Origin of the sequence: Streptomyces hoynatensis (assembly GCF_003626535.1) — a bacterium.
Classification (GTDB): domain Bacteria; phylum Actinomycetota; class Actinomycetes; order Streptomycetales; family Streptomycetaceae; genus Streptomyces; species Streptomyces hoynatensis.
This window is the reverse complement of sequence record NZ_RBAL01000007.1, coordinates 151,596-171,643: the sequence shown is the minus strand read 5'-3', so window position 1 is coordinate 171,643 and position 20,048 is coordinate 151,596. Positions and strand designations below refer to the sequence as shown.

The window sequence follows — 20,048 nt, the reverse complement described above, 5'->3', positions numbered from 1 at the left end:
CCGCGCGTCACGCCCTGCGGGCGCGCACCGCGAGGAAGGCCCCGGCGCCGAGCGCCACCAGGGCGCCGAGCAGGGTGACGTAGACGCCCACCCCGGCGCTCACGTCGAACGCGTCGAGGAGCTCGTCGATGCTGGCGCTGTCCGCGCCCTGGTCCTCCAGGTCGGCGCGGGCCGCCCGGTCGGGGCTGGCGAAGTTGAGCACCGCGACGATCAGCAGCACCGCGCTCGGCACCAGGGAGACCAGCACGTACAGGTGCTTCCTGGTGAGGTAGGCGGCGCCGAAGAGGCCGGCGGCGACGATCGCCGCGATCAGCGTCCACAGCCCGTCGCCCTTCATGCCGGAGGAGGACTCCGAGCCCAGCTCACCCCCGTCGATCGTCGACCAGGCGAGGAAGGAGCCGATGAGGGCGATGACCGCGCCCACGACCCCGGCGATCACCGGGCCCTGCGGGAGGCCGCCCTGGGCCGGGCCCGCCGCGGGCGCCGCCGGGTCGGCGTGCATGTTTTGACCGTATCCACTCATGGGCAGACCGTAGGGAAGGCCCTCTCGCGGCTGCAACGCGGCTGTCCGTTTCGCCGGTGAGGCCCCGAATCTCTTCGCGTGGGACCTCCGCTTCTCCGCTTTCCCGCCGCACTCTCCTCACCCGTTGCGCGAACGGAGCCGTGCCTTCCGGTAGGCGAACAGGCCCGCGGTCAGCGCGGCGGCCAGCGCAAGGAGGAAACCGGCCACGACCAGCCAGACCCCGGCGGCGGCCGAATACCCTTTGAGGGTGGCGAGCAGGGCGTCCACCTCGTCGCCCGACCTGCCGAGTTCGTCCTCCACGTAGATCCTGGCCAGGCCCTCGGTGTCGGTGGCGCTCCGCACCGCGATCACGGCGCCCACCAGGGCGGGCGCCGCCGCCACGGAGGCCAGCGCGTCCCGCTTCGCCAGCACGCCGAGCACGAGGAGCGCGGCGGTGGCCAGCGCCGCCACCAGGGTGAGCGCGCCGTCCGCGTCCATCCCGGAGATGTGCTTGGTTCCCCAGGCCGCGGACTCGACCGAGCCCCAGGGGAGTAAGGAGCCGGACAGGGCGCCGAGGGAGCCCACGAGCCCCACTCCGCCCACGATCACCAGCGGCCGCGACGACCTCGCCGCCCCCGGCCTCGTGTGGCTCAGTTGACCATATGCGCTCATGGCGCTGAACAGTAGAGAGTGCAAACCGTGGCCACAAGATCGCTGTCTGTTGTGACGTTGTAGTCGAAGAATTTCCGCCGATTCGACGGCCGCCCCCCGCACCTCGTCCGCAATGTGAATGGGCCTGGCAGGCTTGGGCGCATGCCGAAGGGGAAACGGGCCGCCGGCCCGCCGCTCGTGTTCGCCGGGCCCGCCGCGCGCGAAGTGCGCGCCGCAGGGCCCGTCTTGGGCCGCGCCGCGCGGCTCCTCGCCGCGCCGCTGCTCGCCCTGGCCGCGCTCGCCTGCCTGCCCGCGGGGGCCGCGGCCGACGAGGAGCCGGAGGCGTTCACCATGGCGGACCCGCGCATCGTGGAGTCCAGCGGGCTGGCGGCCAGCCTCCGGCACCCCGGCGTCTACTGGACGCACAACGACAGCGACGACGCCGCCCGCCTCTTCGCCGTCGACGGCGCCACCGGCGAGACCGTCGCCACCGTCACCCTGAGCGGCGTGCAGGCCAGGGACGTGGAGGCGGTCTCGCTCGGGCCCGACGGCGACCTCTACGTGGGCGACATCGGGGACAACTACGACGGCGCCTGGTCCGAGGTGTGGATCTACCGGCTGCCGGAGCCCGCGGAGCTGGCCGACGCGACCGTCACGCCCACCGTCTACACCGTCCAGTACGCCGACGGGCCCAGGGACGCCGAGGCGCTGATGGTCCACCCGGTCACCGGCCGCGTCTACCTCGTCAGCAAGAAGCAGGACGGCGGGGCCAAGCTGTACGCGGGGCCGGAACGGCTCTCCGAGTCGGGCGTGAACACCTTCGAACCGGTCGCCGACATCGGCCTGTGGGTGACGGACGGCGCCTTCTCGCCCGACGGCACCAGGCTGCTGCTGCGCGGCTACTTCACCGCGCAGATGTACCGCTGGGAGGACGGGACGCCGCAGGAGCTCAGCCGGCGGGTGATCCCGCCGCTCCAGGCCCAGGGCGAGTCGGTGACCTTCACGGCCGACGGCCGCACCCTCATGTTCGGCAGCGAGGGCGAGGCGAGCGCCGTGGAGCCGGTGCCGCTCGCGGGAGAGCTGCTGCCGGACAGCGTGGCCCGGCAGGACGCGGCCGAGGACGGCGGAGGGGCCGGGCCGGACGCCGGCTCGGAGGCCGGGGACGCGGCGGACGGCGACCGGGACGGGGCCCGGATCTCGACCAGGACGGCCCTGACCCTCGTGCTGGCCGCGGTCGTCGTGCTCGGCCTGCGCCGCCTCTTCTCGCGCCGCGGGCAGGGCGGTTGAGGGGCCCGCAGGCGGTCCGGGCCGCCGCCTGGCCGCGGCCAGGCGGCCCGGCGCCGGTCGGCCCCCGGCGGGCTCGCGGTGGGCCACCGGTGGGTTCCGGTGGGCAACAGGTGGGCGCCGCCGGGCCGTTCGCGGCCGGTCTCAGCGCGCGCCGAGCCACGGGCCGAGGATCTCGGCGATCGCGTCCAGGGGCGGTGTGAGGCTGGCGGAGTCCGCCTCGACGCGCCGCCCCGCGGTGGCGAAGGTGTAGTGGAACGCGTCGGGCGCGGGCCTGGTGTAGGTCCGCCCCGGCAGGGCGGCGAAGCGCTCGCCGGTCACCAGCGCGCGCAGCCGGGCGAGTTCGGCCGCGGGCAGCCGGTCCGGCGGCTCCCCCTCCCCGGCGCCGCGGACCGTGCCGTCCTCGTCCACCCGCACCTCGGCGGGCGGCAGCCCGGCGAACCCGCCGGACACCTCGACGCTCAGCCACCACCCCGGCCCGCCGCCGTCCCCGGTGCCGCCGCTGCCGCCGCTGCCGTCCGTGCTGCCGCTGCCATCCGTGCTGCCGCTGCCGTTCGTGCCGCCGTCGTGGCCGTCCCGGTCCTTCCCGCCGTCGCGGCCGCCGGCGCCGTTCCTGGTGGGCCTGGCCGCTTCGCGCGGGGCGCCGCCGCAGCCGGCCAGCGGGGCGAGCGCCGCCGCGGCCAGCAGCGCCCCGGCGGCCCGGCGCCCGAGCGGCCGGCCGGGCACGAGCCGCCCCGCCGCCTCTCCTCCCGCGCCGTCCGGCGCGCCTCGCCACGCACCGCCCCGGCCACCGCGGCGCCCTCCCGCCCCGGCCGGGCCCCGGTCCGCGGCCGCCCGGGCCCCCTCCCCGGCGTCCCGGGCGCAAGGGGCGTCCGCTCCGGCGTCTCCGGCCTCCCGGGTCATGCGCCGTCCACCCCGGCCGCGCCCCGTCGTTCCCCGCCCGGCCTCGGGCCGTCCTCGCGGGGGCCTGCCGCGGCGCTCGCGCCTCCCTCCCCGCTCCCGCCCCCCGGGACGCGGTCCGCCCCGGGCGGGGCGCCCGAACTCCCGTGGCGCCGCGCGGCGATGAGCGCCTCCACGCCGTCCAGGATGCGGTGCAGGCCGAAGCGCAGCGCCTCCTCGTTGCCCAGCTCGAAGGCGTCCGCCGGCAGCCCGAACAGGTGCGGGTAGCGGCCGCTCTCCCGGGCCAGCTCCATCACCGGGCCCTGGGCCGCCCAGAAGTCCTCGTCGCTCACCCCGGACTCCTCGGTGGCCTGCCGCAGCAGGACGTGGTAGCGGGCCAGGCCGGTCACGAAGGAGTCGAGGGTCATGATCAGCGCGATCTTCTCCTGCCCGCGCAGCCCGAGTCCCTCCAGGCTCGCGAGCGCGAACTCGAAGCCCCGCAGGGCGCTCGGCCCGAGCAGCGGGCGGGCCTGGTTCACCTGGAGCAGCCAGGGGTGTTCGCGGTGCAGGCGGTAGGCCCCCTCGCCGATCAGCTGCAACGCGGCGCGCCAGCCGGCCCCTTCGAGCCGTTCGGCGCCGTCGTCCAGCGCGTGCACGTGGTCGAGCATCAGCTGGAGCAACTCCGCCTTGCCCGGCACGTACCGGTAGAGCGTCATCGTGCCCACGCCGAGCTCCGCGGCCACCTTGCGCATCGACAGCGCGTCGATCCCCTCGCGGTCGGCCAGCCCCACCGCGGCCCGCACGATGCCCTCCAGGGTCAGCCCCGGCTTGGGCCCGCGGCTCGGCCGCTCCCTGCCCTGCCACAGCAGGGCGAGGCTGCGCCCGATGTCCCCGCCGCCACGCCCCGGCGTCCCCGCTGCCATCGTGCCGCCCCGTTCTAGGACTTCTGCTAACCGGGTACGCCATACGTTGTCGCGAGTACGCCGTACCCAGTTTCTTCTTTCACCCGAGTATGTACCAGGAGCCGCAGGAGGAAACGTGGCAACTGCTTCTTCGGAGTACTCCGTCCTGGCCGAGGGGCTGCGCAAGCGGTACGGCGACAAGCAGGCGGTGGACGGCCTCGACCTGGCGGTCAGGCGAGGCACCGTGTGCGGCCTGCTCGGCCCGAACGGGGCGGGCAAGACCACCTCGGTGCGCATCCTGTCCACGCTGGTGCGCGCGGACGGCGGGCAGGCGCGGGTCGGCGGGTTCGACGTGCGCAGCGAGCCGGAGAAGGTCCGCCGCAGGATCGGCCTCACCGGGCAGCGGGCGGCCGTGGACGAGGTGCTGACGGCCCGGCAGAACCTGCGGATGTTCGGCCGCCTCTTCCACCTCGGCCGGGGCACGGCCAGGCGCCGGGCGGAGGAGCTGCTGGAGCAGTTCAGCCTCCAGGAGGCCGCGGACAAGCAGGTGAAGGGCTTCAGCGGCGGCATGCGGCGGCGCCTCGACCTGGCGGCGAGCATGATCCTCGCGCCGGAGGTCCTCTTCCTCGACGAGCCGACGACCGGCCTCGACCCGCGCGGGCGCAGCGAGGTCTGGGACGCGGTCAGGGCGCTCGCGACGCAGGGCACGACCGTGCTGCTGACCACCCACTACCTCGACGAGGCCGACCGGCTCTCGGACCGGATCGCGGTCATCGACCGGGGCCGCACCGTCACCGAGGACACGCCGGCCGGGCTCAAGCGGGCCGTGGGCGGGGACCGGATCGAGGTGGTGGTCGCCGACCACGCCGACCTGCCCCTCGCCCGGGAGGCCGTGGCCCGCGTGGCGGGCGGCGTCGCGCCGGAGACGGACGAGGAGGACTGCCGGGTGCACGCCCCGGTGCGCGAGGGGGTGGCGGCGCTGACCGAGGTGGCGCGGGCCCTCCAGGAGGCGGGCGCCTCGGTCCTCGACCTCGGCCTGCGGCGGCCCACGCTGGACGAGGTGTTCCTGCGGCTGACCGGGCAGGGCGCGCAGGGGCCGGAGGGGGCGGCCGCCCCGGCCCCCGGCCGCGCCCGAGGAGCCGCGGGGGACGGCGCGGAAAGCACCGCGGGACACGCCGTGGGACACACCGCAGGAAACGCCGCAGGAAACACCGCAGGAAACACCGCGGGAAGGGCACGGGCGGGCAGCGCGGGGGACACCGCCGGGGACGGCACCGGGAACACCGTCGAGGACAGCGTCGAGGTGAGCGGGAAATGAGCAGCGGCATCGGCAGCGGCGCGGACGGCCACCCGGGCAGCGCCACGGGCACCCCCACGAGGGCCGCGGACCCCCGCGCGACGGGGGCGGGCCCGCGGCCGGCAGACGCGCCGGCCTTCCCCGCGGAGGAGGGCGGGCAGCGGCGCCTGTACTGGGCGGTGGCCGACTGCCTGACCATCGTCGGCCGGGACCTGACGCACCTGCTTCGGCAGCCCTCGCTGATCCTGTGGCAGCTGGGCTTCCCGATCGTCTCGGTGCTGCTGTACGTCTACGTCTTCGGCAGCGCGATGAACGTCGGCGGCGGCGCCGACTACAAGGACTACGTCATGCCGGGCATGTTCGCCATGACGATGGCCTTCGGCTTCATGAACACGGCGATGTCGGTGGTGGTGGAGAAGGACCGGGGCGTCACCGACAGGTTCCGCTCGATGCCGATGGCGCGCTCCGCGGTGGTCACCGGGCGCGGCGTGTCCGACGTGCTGCACGCGGCCATCGACCTCGCCGTCATGGCGGTGATCGCCCTCATCGTCGGCTGGCGCTCCGACGGCGGGGTGGGCGCGACCCTGTACGCCTTCGCGCTGCTGCTCCTGCTGCGTTTCTCGCTGATCTGGATCGGCGTCTGGCTCGGCCTGCTCGTGCCCAACCAGGAGGCCGCGGGCAACCTCTTCGCCATCGCCTTCCCCTTCGGCACCATCTCCAGCGTCTTCACGCCGCCCTCCCTGATGCCCGACTGGCTGGGCACCATCGCCACGTGGAACCCGGTCTCGGCCACGGCGAACGAGATCCGCGACCTCTACGGCAATCCGGTGCCCTCGGGCGGCAGCTGGATCGAGGACCACGCGGCGACCATGGCCGTGGTCTGGCCGCTGCTGATCACCGCGGTGTTCCTGCCGCTCGCCGTCCGCCGCTACCAGGCGCTCAACCGCTGAGGCCGCGGGGCGCGCCGGCCCGCGGGGCCGCCCCCGCGGGCCGGCACCGGAGGGAAAAGGGCGCCGCGCCCGGTGGGCCGGGGGGCCCGCCGGGCGCGGCGTGGGTTCCTGCGTGCGGCGGGGGCGCCGCGCCGCCTCAGAGCCGCTCGATCACGTAGTCCACGCAGCGGGTCAGGGCCTCGACGTCCGCGGGGTCGATCGAGGGGAACATCGCGATCCGCAGCTGGTTGCGGCCCAGCTTGCGGTACGGCTCGGTGTCCACGATGCCGTTGGCGCGCAGGACCTTGGCCACGGCCGCCGCGTCCACGCCCTCCGCGAAGTCGATCGTGCCGACCACCTGCGAGCGCTGCGCCGGGTCGGTGACGAAGGGGGTGGCGAACTCCGACTTCTCGGCCCAGGTGTACAGCCGGGAGGCCGAGTCCGCGGTGCGCTCCACCGCCCAGGACAGGCCGCCCTGCCCGTTGATCCACTCCAGCTGCTCGGCCAGCAGGAAGAGGGTGGCCACGGCGGGGGTGTTGTACGTCTGGTTCTTGCGCGAGTTGTCGATCGCGGTGGGCAGCGAGAAGAACTCGGGGATGTGGCGCCCGGAGGCGGCGATCCGCTCGGCCCTGGCGAGCGCGGCCGGGGAGAAGACGCCGATCCACAGGCCGCCGTCCGAGGCGAAGGACTTCTGCGGGGCGAAGTAGTAGACGTCGGTCTGGGTGATGTCCACCGGCAGGCCGCCGGCGCCCGAGGTGGCGTCCACCAGCACGAGGGAGCCCTCGTCGGCGCCCTGGACCCGCTGCACCGGCGCCGCCACGCCGGTGGAGGTCTCGTTGTGGGTGAGCGCGTAGGCGTCCGCGCCGCGCTCGGCGCGCGGCTGCGGGTGGCTGCCGGGCGTGGCGGAGACGATGGTCGGCTCGTCCAGCCACGGGGCCTTGCTCGCGGCCTTGGCGAACTTGGAGGAGAACTCGCCGAACGACAGGTGCTGCGACTTGGCCTCGATCAGGCCGTGCGTCGCGACGTCCCAGAACGCGGTCGTCCCGCCGTTGCCCAGGACCACCTCGTAGTCCTCGGCGTCCCCGGTGAGCGAGAACAGCGCGCGGATGCCCTCCCTGACCCGGCCGACGGTGTTCTTGACCGGGGCCTGGCGGTGGGAGGTGCCGAGCAGGGAGCTTCCGGTCGCCGCCAGGGCGCTGAGCGCCTCGGTGCGCACCTTGGAGGGGCCCGATCCGAACCGGCCGTCGGCGGGCTTGATGTCAGCGGGAATCTGGATATCGGCCACGTGCCGGAGCGTAGCCCCTCCGGTGCCCCTCCCGCACATCAGGACCGGGGAGCGGAACGGGCCCGCCGGGCGCCCCGGCCGGGGGCGGGGGCGGGGGTGCGGCGGGCCGGGTGGACCCTCGTTCCGCGCGGGAGGGCCGAGGGCCGCCGGGCCGGCGGGGATCGCCCGCGCCGGGCCGGGGAGCCGCCGCCCGCCGGGCCCCGCGCAGGGTGCACGCTGAGGAGATGGAACGGCATTCGGGTGCGAAGGACGTGACGAACGGCGGGAAAGGCAGGGCGGCTGTGGGTGGGAAAGATGCGGCGGCTGTGGGTGGGAAAGGCACAGCGGGCGGGAAAGGTGCGGCGGGCGGGGAGGGCGAGGCGCGGGCGGCGCTCGCCGCGGCGCTGCGCAAGGAGGTGCGCGGCGAGGTCGACTTCTCCCCGACGGCGCGGGCGCTGGTCACCATGGACGCCTCCAACTACCGCCGGGTGCCGCTGGGCGTGGTGGCCCCCCGCGACGCGGAGGACGTGGCGGCCGTCCTGGCCGTCTGCCGCGCCCACGGCACCGAGGTGGTGCCGCGCGGCGGCGGCACCAGCATCGCGGGCCAGGCCACGGGCCGGGGGGTGGTCCTCGACTTCACCCGGCACATGAACCGGGTGCTCGCGGTCGATCCCGAGGCGGGCACGGCCGTGGTGCAGCCGGGGGTGGTGTGTGACGCGCTGCGGGCCGCCGCCGCGCCCCACGGCCTGACCTTCGGCCCCGACCCCTCGACGCACAGCCGCTGCACGCTGGGCGGCATGATCGGCAACAACTCCTGCGGCTCCCACTCGGTGGCCTGGGGCACCACCGCGGACAGCGTGCGGTCCCTGGACGTCCTCACCTACCGCGGGGAGGCGGCGGTGCTCGGCCGCGGCGGCGGGGGCGTGCCGCGGGCGCTGCGCCGGGCGGCGGCCGGCCTGGTGGACGCGCACCTCGCCCTGCTGCGCACCGGCTACCCCGACCTGCCGCGCCGCATCTCCGGCTACGCCCTGGACGAGTTGCTGCCCGAGCGGGGGCGGGACTGGGCGCGGGCCTTCACCGGCAGCGAGGGCACGCTCGGGGTGCTGACCGAGGCCACCGTCTCGCTGGTGGCGGCGCCCGGGGCCCGCGTGCTGGCCGTGCTCGGCTACCCGGACGAGGCGGCGGCGGCCGACGCGGCGGCCGGGCTGCTGGTGCACGGGCCGCTCACCGTGGAGGGGATGGCGGCCGACCTGGTGGGCGAGGCGGCGCGGGCGGCCCTGCCCGCGGGCGCGGCCTGGCTGTTCGTCGAGGTCGGCGGCGCCGACGCGGCCGAGGCCGCGGCGCGGGCCGCGGAGCTGTGCCGCGCGGCGGCCGCGGAGACCAGCGGCGCCGAGGTGGTGACCGACCCGGCGGGGCAACGCCTCCTGTGGCGGCTGCGCGAGGACGCCTCGGGCACCGCCACCAGGCTGCCGGGCGGCGGCGAGGCGTGGCCAGGCTGGGAGGACTGCGCGGTGCCGCCGGCCCGTCTCGGCGCCTATCTGCGGGAGTTCCGGGGGCTGTTGCGCGACCACGGGCTGCGTGGCGCCCCGTACGGGCACTTCGGGGACGGCTGCATTCACGTGCGGGTGGACTTCGACCTGCTGACGCCCGGGGGCATCGCGCGCTTCCGGGAGTTCGGCGAGGAGCTGGCCACGCTGGTGGTGGCGCACGGCGGTTCGCTCTCCGGTGAGCACGGGGACGGGATGGCCAGGGCGGAGCTGCTGCCGCGCATGTACGGGGAGGAACTCGTCGGCCTGTTCGCGCGGTTCAAGCGGCTGTGGGACCCGGACCTGCGGCTGAACCCGGGCGTGCTGGCCGAGCCGGCGCGGCTGGACGAACAGCTGCGGTTCACCGGGCTGCCGCCCGCGGGGGCGGTGCCGGTCGCCTTCTCCTACCCGCAGGACGGCGGGGAGTTCCCGGCGGCCGTGCGGCGCTGCGTCGGGGTGGCCAAGTGCCGGGAGACGGCGGCGGGCGGCCTGGTGATGTGCCCCTCGTTCCGGGCGACGGGCGAGGAGCGGCACTCGACCAGGGGCCGGGCCAGGCTGCTGCACGAGATGCTGCTGGGCGAGGTGGTGACCGGGGGCTGGCGCTCGCCCGAGGTGCGCGAGGCCCTGGACCTGTGCCTGTCCTGCAAGGGGTGCCGCAGCGACTGCCCGGTGGGGGTGGACATGGCCACCTACAAGGCCGAGTTCCTGCACCACCACTACGCCGGGCGCCGCCGCCCGGCCGCGCACTACTCGATGGGCAGGCTGCCGCGGTGGCTGCGGGCCGCCGCCGCGCTGCGGGCCGCTCCGCTGGCCAACGCCGCGGCCCGGGTGCCGCCGCTGGCGGCCCTGGCCAAGCGGCTGGGCGGCATCGACCCGCGGCGCGCCATCCCGCCGCTGGCCCGGGAGCCGTTCACCCGCGGCTTTCGCCCCGCGCCGGGCCCCGGGCGCCCGGTGCTGCTCTTTCCCGACACCTTCACCAACCACCTCTCGCCGCGGGCCGGGCACGCCGCCGCGGCGGTGCTCGCGGCGGCGGGGCTGCGGCCGCGGCTGCCGGAGGGGCCGGTGTGCTGCGGGCTGACCTACCTCAGCACCGGGCAACTCGACCTGGCCAGGGCGCAGCTGCGCCGCACGCTGCGCCGGCTGGCGCCCGCCCTGGCGGCGGGGCTGCCGGTCACGGTGCTCGAACCGCCCTGCGCCGCGGCGCTGCGCGCCGACCTGCCCGCCCTGCTGCCCGGGGCGGAGGGCGCGGCCGAACTCGCGGGCGCGGTACGGACGTTCGCCGAGACGCTGGAGGAGTACGCCCCGGGGTGGGCGCCGCCGCGCCTCGGGCGTCCGGTGGCCGGGCAGACCCACTGCCATCAGCACGCGGTGCTGGGGGACGCCGCCGACCGGCGGCTGCGCGAGCGGGCGGGCCTGACCGGGGAGCTGGCCGCCGGCTGCTGCGGCCTCGCGGGCGACTTCGGCTTCGAGCGGGGCCACTGGGAGGTGTCGGTGGCCTGCGCGGAGGATGCCCTGCTGCCGGCGGTGCGCTCGGCGCCCGAGGGGGCGTTGCTGCTGGCCGACGGCTACTCCTGCCGCACCCAGCTCGCGCAGCTCGGCGGCTACGAGGCGTACCACCTGGCGGAGGCCCTGGCCGCCGCGCTCCCGCCCGCCGGGTAACCCTCCGGGACAGCCGCCGGGACTCGTGCCGGACAGCCGCCGGGACAGCCGCCGGCGGACCGTTCGGGAGAGGGTCCTGAAGCCCGCCGGGGCGCGTGTCCCGGCGGGCTTGGGCGTGGCCGCCGCGGCGAGCGGCGTTCAGCCAGCTGAACGAACATCGGCGCGGTGAGGACCCTTGACGGCCCTATGACGCGCTCCTACAGTTGCGAGGTCTGTTCATGAGAATGTCCGCTGTTCAAGAATATGAATGGCTAGGCCGCCCATGCGCATAACCGAGATCCGCGTCACCCCCGTCGCCTTCCCGGACCCGCCCCTGCTCAACGCCATGGGCGTACACGAACCCTGGGCCCTGCGGTCCGTCGTCGAGGTCGTCACCGACGAGGGGCTGACCGGCCTCGGCGAGTCCTACGGGGACCTCTCCCACCTGGAGCGGCTGCGCGGCGCGGCCCAGCGCCTGATCGGCCTCGAACCACACGCCCACCACGTCCTGTACGCCGCCGTCGCCGCGAGCATCGGCTCCGACGTCTTCGTCGACCAGCACGGCCTCACCGGCGCGGGCAGCAACCAGAAGACGGTGGACGCCGTCTTCTCGCCCTTCGAGGTGGCCTGCCTGGACATCCGCGGCAAGGCCGCGGGACTGCGGGTGGCCGACCTCCTCGGCGGCCCGGTCCGCGACGCCGTCCCCTACAGCGCCTACCTCTTCTACAAGTGGGCGGGCCACCCCGGCGCCCCCGAGGACCGGTTCGGCGCCGCCCTCGACCCGGAGGGCATCGTCGCGCAGGCCAGGTGGATGACCGAGACCTACGGCTTCGGCTCCCTCAAGCTGAAGGGCGGCGTCCTGCCGCCCGACCAGGAGATCGAGGCCGTGCACGCGCTGCGCGACGCCTTCCCCGGCCTCCCGCTGCGCATCGACCCCAACGCCGCCTGGACCACCGCGACCTCCGTCCGCGTCGGCAAGGCCCTCGACGGCGTCCTGGAGTACCTGGAGGACCCCACCCCCGACATCGGGCCCATGGCCGAGGTCGCCGCCGCCGTGCCCATGCCGCTGGCCACCAACATGTGCGTCGTCACCCACGCACACCTGCCGCCCGCGCTGGCCCGGCGCGCCATCGGGGTCCTGCTCATCGACCACCACTACTGGGGCGGCCTGCTGCGCTCCTCCCAGGTGGCGGCGCTGTGCGACACCTTCGGGCTGCCGCTTTCCATGCACTCCAACAGCCACCTCGGCATCAGCCTGGCCGCGATGACCCACCTCGCCGCGGCCACGCCCAACCTCACCCACGCCTGCGACACGCACACCCCCTGGCAGGACGGCCAGGACGTGATCGCCCCCGGCGCGCTCCGCTTCGTCGACGGCGCGGTGCCGGTTCCCGAGGGGCCCGGGCTCGGCGTCGAACTCGACCCGGACGCCCTCGCCCGCATGCACGAGCAGTACCTGGCCTGCGGCCTCACCCGCCGCGACGACACCGCCTACATGCGCCGCCACCACCCCGACTTCACGCCCAAACGAGCCCACTGGTGATCCCGCTGTTCTCCCAGGTTCCTCCCATGTACCCGCCCTGATCGGCCGACTCTTCCCCAACTCCATAAGGAGCCGCGATGTCCGCGCCCGACTGGATCGTGGTCGTTGGCTACTTCCTCGTGGTGGTAGCCATCGGCTGGTGGTCGAAGAACCGTATCCACAGCATTGCCGACTTCTTCACGGCCCGAGGCCAGATCCCCTGGTGGCTCTCGGGGGTCTCCCACCACATGTCCGGCTACAGCGCGGTGATGTTCGTCGCGTTCGCCGCTGTCGCCTACAACGACGGCATCACCATCTACTTCTGGTGGCCGCTGACCATCGGCCTCGGCGTCGGCGCCGGCGCGTTCCTCTTCGCCGCCCGCTGGAACCGGCTGCGCGCCAAGCACGACGTCAAGTCCCCGCTCGAATACCTGACCAGGCGCTACAACCTCCCCACCCAGCAGGTCCTCGCCTACAGCGGGGCCGCGCTCAAGGTCGTCGACATCGCGGCCAAGTGGGTCGCCATCTCGGTCCTGCTCCAGGGCTTCGCCGACATCCCCCTTGAGGTCGGCATCATCTTCACCGGCGTCGCCACCATGGCGTACATGACGGTGGGCGGCCTGTGGGCCGACGTCCTCACCGACATGGGGCAGTTCGTCATCCAGGCGGTGGCCGGCGTGGCGATGCTCATCGCGGTGTCCGCGGAACTCGGCGTCGACTTCCCCTTCACCATGTGGGGCGACCTGCCCGACGGCCACGGCGACCCGGTCAACGGCTCGGTCACCACCTGGCTGATCCTCGCGTTCCTGCTGGTGAAGACGTTCGAGTACAACGGCGGCATGTGGAACCTGGCGCAGCGCTACATGGCCTCGCCCTCCGGCTCCGACGCCCGCCGCGCGGCGCTGCTCTCCAGCGTCCTGTGGCTGGTGTGGCCGCTGATCCTGTTCCTGCCGATGGTCGCGGCCCCGCTGATCGTCCCCGGGCTCACCGACGGCGAGCAGTCCTACATCGAGCTGGCCAGGGAACTGCTCCCCACCGGCCTGATCGGGCTGATGCTCGCCGGGTTCTTCTCGCACACGATGGCGATGGTGGCCTCCGACTCCAACGTCATCACCGCGGTCATCACCCGCGACATCGCCCCCGTGCTGGTGCCGCGGGTGCGGCGGCTGACCGACGCCGGGCAGCTGGTGTTCGCCCGCGTCACCACGGTGCTGTTCGTGGCCGTCAGCATGACCATCGCGATCACCACGGGCGGCAAGGGCTTCGTCCTCGACACCGTCGTGGAACTCGTCGCCGCCACCATGGGGCCGATCTCCATCCCGCTGATGCTGGGCCTGCTGCCCTGGTTCAGGCGCATGGGACCGACCGCGGCGATCACCTCCTGGGCGGGCGGCCTCGCGGTCTGGTACGTGGTCCGCTACGTCGTGGAGGACGCCACCCAGGCCCAGATCGTCGGCCTCCCGCTGCTCACCTCGCTGCTGCTCTACCTGCTGGTCGGCCTGCTCAGGCCCGAGGAGAGCGAGGACAAGAACGCCCTCATCGACTCCCTGGAGACCGACCCGGAGCCGGGGGCTGGCGGCGCTGCCGCCGGGTCCACGCCGCCGCCCGTCGGGGCCGGCCAGGACGCGGAGTTGGCCTCTCCCTGAGCGGCCCCGGGAACCCCCGGGCGAGCGTCCCCCCTTCGCCGCCCCCGGCGCATGCCTCCCCTTGCGCCGGGGGCGGCCTCGGCGCGGTGCGCCACGGCGCCCCGCGTCCGCCCGTCACCGCGGACGCGGGGCGCCGTGGGACGCCTCACCAGCGATACCAGCGCGACCTGCGGCCCGAGGCGGACGTGGTCCTGGCCAGGAAGCCGATCAGCCAGACGATCAGCACCGCCAGCGCGAACCACCACAGGACCTTCAGGGCGAAGCCCACGCCGAACAGCACGACGGCCAGGAGCAGTACGAGAAGCAGCGCGGCCACGGCCGGCACCTCCAACGGAGAGAACGAAGGAACAGCGTGCGCGACCGGGTAACCCCCCGGCGGCGGGCGGAAACCCCCCGCCGCCCCGGCGCCTCCGCCTGACGGCCCCTCAGCCGCCCCGAACCCGCCCCGTCCCCGCTCCCCTCCCGCCTCTCCGCTCCCGTCCCGCCGCCGTCCCCGCTCCCGTCCCCGGCTACGCCTCCGCCACCGCGCCGGGGCGCGCCTCGGGGGATTGCGGGGCGCCGCGGTACAGGTGCTCGGGAATCCGGGCGAGGGTGGAGGGGTGCACGCGTGGGCCGAGCCCGTAGAACTGCTGGAAGCTCATGATGAGGGGGCGCCAGGCGTCCGGGTCGATGCGGTCACGCGTGCCCGCGAGCCGGATCGACTCGTGCACGTGGATGCGGCGCACCCGCACCTCGTGGGCCAGCACGCCCCCGTCGCCCATGGGGTACGAGGCGGTCAGGGTGGCCTCCAGGTTCACCGGGCACTCGGCCACCCGCGGCGCCGCCACGGTCTGCGCGGGGAGCGGGGTGAGCCCGGAGATGCCGAACTTGTCCCGCTCGTGCCGGTAGCCACGCCTGAGCAGGACGGGCGGCACCGGGGAGGAGCCGGTGGTCAGGGCGAGGCGGTCGACGGCGGGGGCGAGCGCGTCCGAGGGCAGGTTGAGCACGCACTCCCGGGTGGCCAGCAGATTGCGCGTGGTCTGCGCGCGGGAGCCGAGGCCGAGCATGGCGTCGTGGCCCAGCCAGAAGACGGAGGACATGGGCGCGAGATTGGGCGAGCCGTCCTCGTTGAGCGTCGAGACCAGCACCACGGGGGTGCCGAAGTAGAGGATCGCCGGGTCGATGACGGTGTGCGTGTGCGGGGCTTCTGTGGTCGTCACCCCGCCGAGTCTGGGCCGGGCCGCCCCCACCCGCTGGCGCCTTTCGGACACCTCGTTCCCCACCGGCCCCTCCCGCCCCACGGGCGCGGGGCGGGCCGGGGGTGTGGCGCTTCCGCTGGTGCCGCCGTTGGTGCCGCCGTGCCGGGGCGCGGCCGGTCCGTGGCGGTCGCGCCGGTCCTCAGCGATGGCCTCCGCGATGGCCGTTCCCGTCGTGGCGGCCGTGCCGCCCGCCTCCGTCGTGGCCGCCTCGGCCGCCTCGGCCGTCGCGCCCGCCTCGTCCGTCACGGCCGTCACGTCTGCCGCGGCCCCCGCGATCGCCGCGGTCGGGCTCCCCTTCCCCGGGCTCGGCGGGGGCGGGGGCCGCGCCGCCCGCGGGTGGCGTCGCCGGCGGGGTGGCGGGGACCGTCCGCGGGACCAGGTGCCAGTCGTAGTGGATGCCGTAGTGGGCGCCGTGCTCACGCACGTCGACCACCTTCTCGGTGTCCGCCTGCGCCTGCTGGGCGAGCTGCGCGGGGTCGGTGATGTCGAGGGTGAGGGGAACGGGCGTGAAAATGGTGTCCTTGAAAAGCTCGTCGATCGCCTTGACGATTCCGTCGTAGGCGGCGCCCGCGAGCGCCCCGGCGGCGGCGCCGACCGCCGTGCCGATTCCGGGAATCGCGGACCCCACGGCGGCCCCGGCGGCGGCTCCCGCGGCCGTGTCGGCGGCGGTCACCACGGCGCCCTTGAGCTTGCCGCCCACCTCCGCGTGCAGTTTCTCGAAATCCTCGGCGAGCTGGCCGTCGTCCTGTTCGACGATGAGCAGCGTGGTGGTGAACGTCCGTGGCCAGGGGGCGAATTCCTGCAGGTCGTACTCCAGGAGCACGAAGGGGTTCTGCCGCCACGGCCCGCGGACCTCGTCCGCGGTGACGTCGCCGATCTGCGGCGCCCTGATCATGTCGACGACCGGCTTCTTGTCGGCGCCGAGCCGCACGGCGGCGGAATCCACGCCGATTGCGGACAGGTACACCTCGTCATTGGCGCCGCCGAACACGTCGTCCACGGATTCGTGCTCGAGAACGGTCAGCAAACGAAATTGAAGCGCCTTTGCGGGCGCCGCAGCCAGGATGTCGGGCACGCTCTTCCCCTGTCGCTCGTACGTGATGTCGAAGGTAAGTCCGAAAAGTCCGCCGCGCGATTCGGGGAGGGTTGTGCAAGGCGGGGGAATGCGCATTCCGGCCGGCGGCCCGCGCCGTACGCGGGAGACCGGCCGCCCGCCGGGCCCGGGCCAGGGTGCGCGGCGGCCCTCGCCCGAATGGCCCAACGGAAGGGGGCGGAAGTGGACCAGGCGGGTGGGCCGGTGGCGGGTTAGGGTGCCTGAGAGCCGTGATCATCGGCGCGAACGGCATGAATGGCACGCATGCCCGCCGTTCGCCGCGGAACGACCGGGGCCGGGCAGGGCCGGCGCGGGCCGGCCCGCGCAGTCGCCGGTCGGCCGTTGACCGGCCATCGACATGGAATGGGGTGTTTTTCGTGCGGGTCTTTCTGGCCGGGGGCACGGGCGCGGTGGGACGGGCGCTCGTGCCGCTGCTGGTCGGGGCCGGGCATGACGTCGTCGGGACCTCGCGGACGCCGAACGGCGTCGAGCGCCTGCGCGCCCAGGGGGCCACCGGCGTCAGGGTGGATGTGCTGGACGCCGACGACCTGCGGCGGGCCGTCGCCGCCGCGGCGCCCGACGTCATCGTGCACCAGCTCACCGACCTGGCCGCCGCCGACGGGCGGGCCAACGGCGTCCTGCGCCGCGAGGGCACCCGCAACCTGGTGGAGGCGGCGAAGCCCGCCGGCGTCGAGCGGATCGTCGTGCAGTCCATCAGCTGGGCGTACGCGCCGGGCGAGGGCCCGGCCGACGAGTCGGAGCGGCTGGACACCCAGGCGCCCGAGCCGCGGGCCCACATGGTGGGCGGCGTGCGCGCCATGGAGGAGGCCGCCGCCGAGCTGCCGCAGGCCGTGGTGCTGCGCTACGGCATCCTGTACGGCCCCGGCACCTGGTACGCGCCGGGCGGGCCGGTCGCGGCGGCGCTCGCCGGGGACAAGGAGGCGCGTTTCCTCGGCAGCGTCGAGGCCGACTCCTCGGTCAGCTCCTTCCTGCACGTCGCGGACGCGGCGAGCGCCGCCCTGGCCGCCCTGGACTGGCCGGCGGGCCCGGTGAACATCGTGGACGACGAGCCGGCCCCCGCCCACGAATGGCTGCCCGAGCTGGCGCGGGCGCTGTGTGTGCCCTGCCCCGAGCCCGACCTCTCGGCCGAACGCCCGGGCTGGGCCCGCGGCGCCAGCAACGCGCTGGCCCGTTCCCGCGGCTGGGAACCCGCACGCCCCAGCTGGCGCACGGGGTTCGGCAGCCAGGTCGTCTGAGGGCGCCCGCCCGCCTGCCCGCGCCCCCGGTTTCGCCCGCCCGCCGCTGCGCCCGCCCGGCGCGCCGCCCGCCCGGCCGCCGGCCTCAGGCGGCGGCCGGGGTGCGGGGCGGCTCGGGGGCGGGCCGCCCGGCGGGGCGCGCCCACAGCAGCGTGCCGCCCAGCAGGAGGAGGCCGCCCGGCAGCCACGGCAGCGGGCCGGCGGGCAGCGCGCCCGCGGCCATGCCCGCCACCGCGCCGACGCCCTGCAGGGCGAGGGACTGCACGGACAGCGCGGTGGCCCGGCCCGCGGAATCCACGCGCCGGTGCAGCAACTCGCTCCGGTTCGGGCCCGCCGCGCCGAGACCCAGGTAGACGAGTCCGTAGCCCGTGCCCGCCAGGGCGAGCGCCACGGGGCCCTGGGCGGCGGCGGTCGCGCCGAGCAGCAGGAGCCCTGCCGTGCCGACCGCCAGGCTGAGGCACACCGCCCGCTCCCCGCCGCCGGCCAGCCGCGCCGTCCACGGCGCCCCGTGGCTGCCGAGCGCCGTGCAGAGGTAGCCCCCGCAGGCCAGCGCGGCGAACAGCAGCGCGGCCGATTCCGGCGCGCCGGTCAGGTCCTCCGCGCGCCCCGGCGTGAGCAGTTCCACGGTGATCAGCGCCGCGCCCACCGAGCCGCTGCTCAGCAGCACGCGCCGCAGCAGCGCGTCGCGCGCCCCCAGGCGCAGCCCCCCGAGCACGGCCGCGGGCACGCCGCGCAGCACCCGGCGCACGGTCGTCCTCGGCCGCGGCGGCTCGGGCAGCGCGACCAGCACGTAGGCCACGAAGGCCAGCGCCACCGCCGCGGCGAGCAGCACCGGGACCGACAGGGGAAGCACCAGGCCCCCGGTGGCCGCACGCAGCCACGCCCCCGGGTCCCGGCCGCGGCCGAGCAGCCAGGGCAGCCCGCCGCCGAGCAGCGTGCCGAGGGCGAGCGCGAGGGAGGAGGCGGTGGCCCCGCCGGCCAGCCCGCGCCGCAGCTCGGCCTCGGTCCCGCCGGCCGCCCGCGCCGCGTCGACGTACCAGGCCTCGGCCGGCCCGCTGGACAGCGCCCTGGCGGCGCCCATCAGCACCATGGCCACGGCCAGCTCCCAGGGCGCGGTGCCGAGGGCGAACAGCAGCAGGGAGGCGGCGCCGACCAGCCCGGAGGCGGCGAGCACGGTCCTGCGGGCGAGCACGTCGGACAGGCCACCGGTGGGCAGTTCGAGCCCCGCGACGGTGAGGGAGTACACCGCGATCAGGCCCGAGATCACGGCCACGCTCAGCCCGCGCTCGGTCATCAGCAGCACCTCGCAGGCCAGGCACAGGCCGGGCTGCAGCCAGAAGAGGAAGCTGACCGCGGCGAACCGCCCGGCCGCGGCCCCCGGGCCGATCCCCGCGCGCGCCGGGTTCGCCGCGCTCCCGGCCTTCGCCGCGGGCGCCGGGTGCCCGGAGTTCACCGGGTTCACCGGGCGTTCACCTTGTTCACTCGCCCTCTCCTGCGGCGCAGGCCCCGGCCCCGCCCGCCCCCGTCTCCTCCTGCGCCTCCTCGCCCCGCGGGGTCAGGGGGAGCGCGGCGCGGAGGACGACGACCGTCCTGGCCCGCGGATCGTCCGCGTCCCGCGCGGCCAGCTCCCTGCGCTTGTCGTGGAACGTCCGCCACAGCTCGGCGAGCGACTCCGGGGTCAGGCGCAGGAACAGGTCGCTGATGCCCGAGACCTCAAGCCACTCCGGTGCCAGCCGCCCCGCCGCGACGTCCTCCTCGTACCGGGCCTGGAGGCGGGCGAGTTCGTCGAGTTGCTGCCGGCGCGTCGCGCTGAGGAAGGCGCGGCTGTCCGGCGTGGCGGACATCGCGGCGTTGTTCCAGGAGGTGACGTCGTGCACCGAACGCCAGCGCCGCTCCCGCCCGTCCCGGTGCGCGGCCTCGGCCACGAACCCGTACCGCGCCAGCACCCGCAGGTGGTAGCTGGTCGCGGCCGAGGACTGGCCGGTGCGCCGCGCCAACTCGGTCGCGGTGGCCGGCCCTTCGAGCCGCAGCAGGCCCAGCAGCCGGTTGCGCAGGGGGTGGGTGAGCGCCTTCAGGGCCGCGGCGTCCCGCTCCGGGTCGAGCACGCGCACCCGTTCCTCGTTCGCCATGCCGCGAGGATAGGGCGAGGCCAGGGCTTTCCCAAAGAGTTTTTGCAAACTTTCTTTGGGGAACGGCCGGAGCGCCGGTGGGCTAGGGTGAGGCGGGCCGTATCGGCCCCCAGCCGAGTCTCAGCCGAGTCCCAGCCGAGGAGGTGAGCCCCCATTCCCGCAGTCGCAGGCCGGGTGCCCACCCCGTACGGCCGCGCGGCCCGCCCGGTGTGACCGGCGGCGGGGCGCGGACCCGCGGGCGCCCGTACGTGTCGCCGTAAAGGACCCGAGTTGTCTTCTTCTTCCCCCGCTT

At 75.4% G+C, this 20,048-nt stretch carries 17 protein-coding genes; 7 read left to right on the top strand and 10 right to left on the bottom strand.

Annotated features, from left to right (window positions below; genetic code table 11):
* Positions 1-7: 7 nt before the first annotated feature.
* Positions 8-523 (bottom strand): hypothetical protein, encoded by a 516-nt coding sequence (locus D7294_RS14630; protein ID WP_147450832.1) that lies wholly within the window; start codon positions 521-523, stop codon positions 8-10.
* Positions 524-640: 117 nt separating this feature from the next.
* Positions 641-1,174 carry a hypothetical protein gene (locus D7294_RS14625; RefSeq protein ID WP_147450831.1) on the bottom strand — a complete coding sequence of 178 codons (534 nt, stop codon included), beginning with the start codon at positions 1,172-1,174 and terminating at the stop codon, positions 641-643.
* Between the two features lie 141 nt (positions 1,175-1,315).
* Between D7294_RS14625 and D7294_RS14615 the strand changes: the two genes are divergently transcribed.
* Entirely contained in the window at positions 1,316-2,440 is a 1,125-nt protein-coding gene (locus D7294_RS14615; protein WP_422070698.1) for a hypothetical protein, read from the top strand.
* A gap of 141 nt (positions 2,441-2,581) precedes the next feature.
* On the opposite strand, the gene D7294_RS14610 is transcribed toward D7294_RS14615, so the two are convergent.
* Positions 2,582-3,163: a hypothetical protein gene (locus D7294_RS14610; protein WP_120679611.1), complete on the bottom strand. Its 582-nt coding sequence runs from the start codon at positions 3,161-3,163 to the stop codon at positions 2,582-2,584.
* A gap of 173 nt (positions 3,164-3,336) precedes the next feature.
* Positions 3,337-4,239: a TetR/AcrR family transcriptional regulator gene (locus tag D7294_RS14605; protein ID WP_206619509.1), complete on the bottom strand. Its 903-nt coding sequence runs from the start codon at positions 4,237-4,239 to the stop codon at positions 3,337-3,339.
* Between the two features lie 115 nt (positions 4,240-4,354).
* On the opposite strand from D7294_RS14605, the gene D7294_RS14600 reads away from it, so the two are divergent.
* Positions 4,355-5,536 (top strand): ATP-binding cassette domain-containing protein, encoded by a 1,182-nt coding sequence (locus tag D7294_RS14600; RefSeq protein ID WP_241562361.1) that lies wholly within the window; start codon positions 4,355-4,357, stop codon positions 5,534-5,536.
* Positions 5,533-6,465 carry an ABC transporter permease gene (locus D7294_RS14595; protein WP_120679607.1) on the top strand — a complete coding sequence of 311 codons (933 nt, stop codon included), beginning with the start codon at positions 5,533-5,535 and terminating at the stop codon, positions 6,463-6,465. The genes D7294_RS14600 and D7294_RS14595 overlap by 4 nt, the downstream gene beginning before the upstream one ends.
* A 136-nt stretch (positions 6,466-6,601) precedes the next feature.
* Here D7294_RS14595 and serC read toward each other — a convergent pair whose 3' ends face one another.
* Positions 6,602-7,729, bottom strand: a complete 1,128-nt coding sequence (serC, locus tag D7294_RS14590; protein WP_120679605.1) for a phosphoserine transaminase — start codon at positions 7,727-7,729, stop codon at positions 6,602-6,604.
* A gap of 443 nt (positions 7,730-8,172) precedes the next feature.
* Between serC and D7294_RS14585 the strand changes: the two genes are divergently transcribed.
* The 3 genes from D7294_RS14585 (at position 8,173) to D7294_RS14575 (ending at position 14,040) form a co-directional block, all read left to right on the top strand.
* Positions 8,173-10,893, top strand: a complete 2,721-nt coding sequence (locus tag D7294_RS14585) for an FAD-binding and (Fe-S)-binding domain-containing protein (RefSeq protein ID WP_241562385.1) — start codon at positions 8,173-8,175, stop codon at positions 10,891-10,893.
* Positions 10,894-11,155: 262 nt separating this feature from the next.
* Positions 11,156-12,415 (top strand): glucarate dehydratase family protein, encoded by a 1,260-nt coding sequence (locus D7294_RS14580; RefSeq protein ID WP_120679601.1) that lies wholly within the window; start codon positions 11,156-11,158, stop codon positions 12,413-12,415.
* A 77-nt stretch (positions 12,416-12,492) separates the two neighbouring features.
* On the top strand, positions 12,493-14,040 hold the full coding sequence (locus D7294_RS14575; protein WP_120679599.1) for a sodium:solute symporter family protein: 1,548 nt from the start codon (positions 12,493-12,495) through the stop codon (positions 14,038-14,040).
* Positions 14,041-14,185: 145 nt separating this feature from the next.
* Here the strand turns inward: D7294_RS14575 and D7294_RS14570 are convergent, their stop codons facing one another.
* From D7294_RS14570 to D7294_RS14560, 3 genes are all read right to left on the bottom strand, one after another.
* Positions 14,186-14,356 (bottom strand): hydrophobic protein, encoded by a 171-nt coding sequence (locus D7294_RS14570; RefSeq protein ID WP_120679597.1) that lies wholly within the window; start codon positions 14,354-14,356, stop codon positions 14,186-14,188.
* A gap of 193 nt (positions 14,357-14,549) precedes the next feature.
* Positions 14,550-15,239, bottom strand: a complete 690-nt coding sequence (locus D7294_RS14565) for a flavin reductase family protein (protein WP_206619508.1) — start codon at positions 15,237-15,239, stop codon at positions 14,550-14,552.
* A 178-nt stretch (positions 15,240-15,417) separates the two neighbouring features.
* A complete protein-coding gene (locus D7294_RS14560) occupies positions 15,418-16,305 on the bottom strand; it encodes a hypothetical protein (protein ID WP_120679594.1) in 888 nt (295 codons plus the stop codon).
* Positions 16,306-16,748: 443 nt separating this feature from the next.
* On the opposite strand from D7294_RS14560, the gene D7294_RS14555 reads away from it, so the two are divergent.
* Entirely contained in the window at positions 16,749-17,627 is an 879-nt protein-coding gene (locus D7294_RS14555; RefSeq protein ID WP_120679971.1) for an NAD-dependent epimerase/dehydratase family protein, read from the top strand.
* Between the two features lie 85 nt (positions 17,628-17,712).
* Here the strand turns inward: D7294_RS14555 and D7294_RS14550 are convergent, their stop codons facing one another.
* Complete coding sequence (locus tag D7294_RS14550; protein ID WP_422070697.1) at positions 17,713-19,089, bottom strand: MFS transporter; 1,377 nt, start codon at positions 19,087-19,089, stop codon at positions 17,713-17,715.
* Between the two features lie 16 nt (positions 19,090-19,105).
* Complete coding sequence (locus D7294_RS14545; RefSeq protein WP_120679592.1) at positions 19,106-19,756, bottom strand: ArsR/SmtB family transcription factor; 651 nt, start codon at positions 19,754-19,756, stop codon at positions 19,106-19,108.
* Positions 19,757-20,048: the final 292 nt, after the last annotated feature.